The organism is Streptomyces sp. SID1328, assembly GCF_009865595.1.
GTDB classification, from domain to species: domain Bacteria; phylum Actinomycetota; class Actinomycetes; order Streptomycetales; family Streptomycetaceae; genus Streptomyces; species Streptomyces griseoluteus.
The window spans coordinates 1-1,686 of sequence record NZ_WWKH01000307.1; the positions used below are offsets into that span (position 1 = coordinate 1).

General features: G+C 73.8%; 1 protein-coding gene and 1 pseudogene. One reads left to right on the plus strand and one right to left on the minus strand.

From position 1 onward, the window contains the following. Positions 1 to 1,235 (minus strand): acyl-CoA dehydrogenase family protein (locus GT030_RS09185; RefSeq protein WP_161200670.1); only part of this gene is annotated, 1,235 nt, incomplete at its 3' end. Positions 1,236 to 1,308: 73 nt separating this feature from the next. On the opposite strand from GT030_RS09185, the pseudogene GT030_RS09190 reads away from it, so the two are divergent. Continuing rightward, positions 1,309 to 1,686: pseudogene (locus GT030_RS09190) on the plus strand (PaaX domain-containing protein, C- domain protein); the annotation flags it as partial.

Below are 1,686 nucleotides of genomic sequence, written 5' to 3' on the forward strand. Positions count from 1 at the left end.
CCGTTGCCGCCGAGGCATTCCAGGGCTTCGGCGGTGAAGGCCGGGCCCCGCTTGGTGACCCAGTACTTGCCCACGGCGGTGGCGATGCGGCGGAACGCCCGCTCACCCTCGTCGCCGCGCACCGCGCGGTCCGCCGCGCCCGCGAGCCGGAGGGTCAGGGTCGTGGCCGCCTCCGACTCCAGCGCGAGGTCGGCGAGGACGTTCCGCATGAGGGGCTGGTCGAGCAGGCGGGCACCGAAGGCGCTGCGGTGCCGGGTGTGGTGGCCGGCCTCGACGAGGGTCTTGCGCATCAGGGTGGCCGAGGACATCACACAGTCCAGCCGGGTGCAGTTGACCATCTCGATGATCGTCTTCACCCCGCGCCCCTCCGGCCCGACCAGCCACGCCACCGTACGGTCGAACTCCGGCTCGGAGGACGCGTTGGAGCGGTTGCCGAGCTTGTCCTTGAGGCGCTGGATGCGGAAGGTGTTGCGGGTGCCGTCCGGCAGCACCCGTGGCACCAGGAAGCAGGAGAGCCCGCCCGGAGCCTGCGCCAGCACCAGGAACACGTCGCACATCGGCGCCGAGGTGAACCACTTGTGCCCGCGCAGCGTGTACACGCCGGGCTCGTCCGTCGGCGTCGCCACGGTGGTGTTGGTGCGGACGTCGGAGCCGCCCTGCTTCTCGGTCATGCCCATCCCGGCGAGCAGGCCCCGCTTCTCGGTGGGCACGCGCAGCCCCGGCTCGTACTCCCGGCTGGTGAGCAGGGGTTCGTACACCTTGGCGAGGTCCGGCTGGGCGCGCAGGGCGGGGACGGCGGCGTACGTCATCGAGATCGGGCAGCCGTGCCCCGCCTCGGTGTGCCCCCAGACCAGCCCGCCCGCCGTACGGGCCACGTGCGCGCCGGGACGGTCCTCCGCCCACGGTGTGCCGGCCAGTCCCTCCGCGACGGCGGTGCGCATCAGGTGGTGCCAGCTCGGGTGGAACTCGACCTCGTCGACGCGGTTGCCGTACCGGTCGTGGGTACGCAGCTCCGGCTCGTGCCGGTTGGCCAGCTCGCCCCACTCCTGCGCCTCGGTGCCGCCCGCCCGCAGCCCCAGCAGCCGGACACCGTCCTCGGCCCACCCGGCGCCCTCCCGGCGCAGCCCCTCCAGCAGGGCGGCGTCGGCGGACGCGTCGTAGGGAGCCAGCGGCGGGGGCTGGTTGGTGACGTCGTGGGTGGCGGACGGCGGCGACTGCTCGGGCATCGGGACCATACGGCCATGTTGCACTCTCTGTACGGTTGTAGCAATGACGCAACACAGATCGGCGCACGTACAGTACGTCCCCATGCGCATCAACCCGTCGGCCGAGCCGGGGACCAGGCCGTTGTCCGCGCGGTCGGTCGTGCTGAGCCTGCTGCTCGGCGCGCACCCGCCCCGGCTGCCGGTACGGGAACTGGTGCGGCTTGTCGAGCCGTTCGGGGTGGGCGGCTCCACGCTGCGGGCCGCGCTCAGCCGGATGGTGGCCGCGGGCGACCTTCGCCGCACCGACGCGGTGTACGGACTCAGCGACCGTCTGCTGGCCCGGCAGCGCCGCCAGGACGAGGCCGTGGCGCCGCGCACGCGCGCGTGGGACGGCGACTGGGAGATGGTCGTGATCACGGCGACCGGACGCGGCCCGGCCGAGCGCGCCGACCTGCGCGCCCGGCTGACCGCGCTGCGCCTG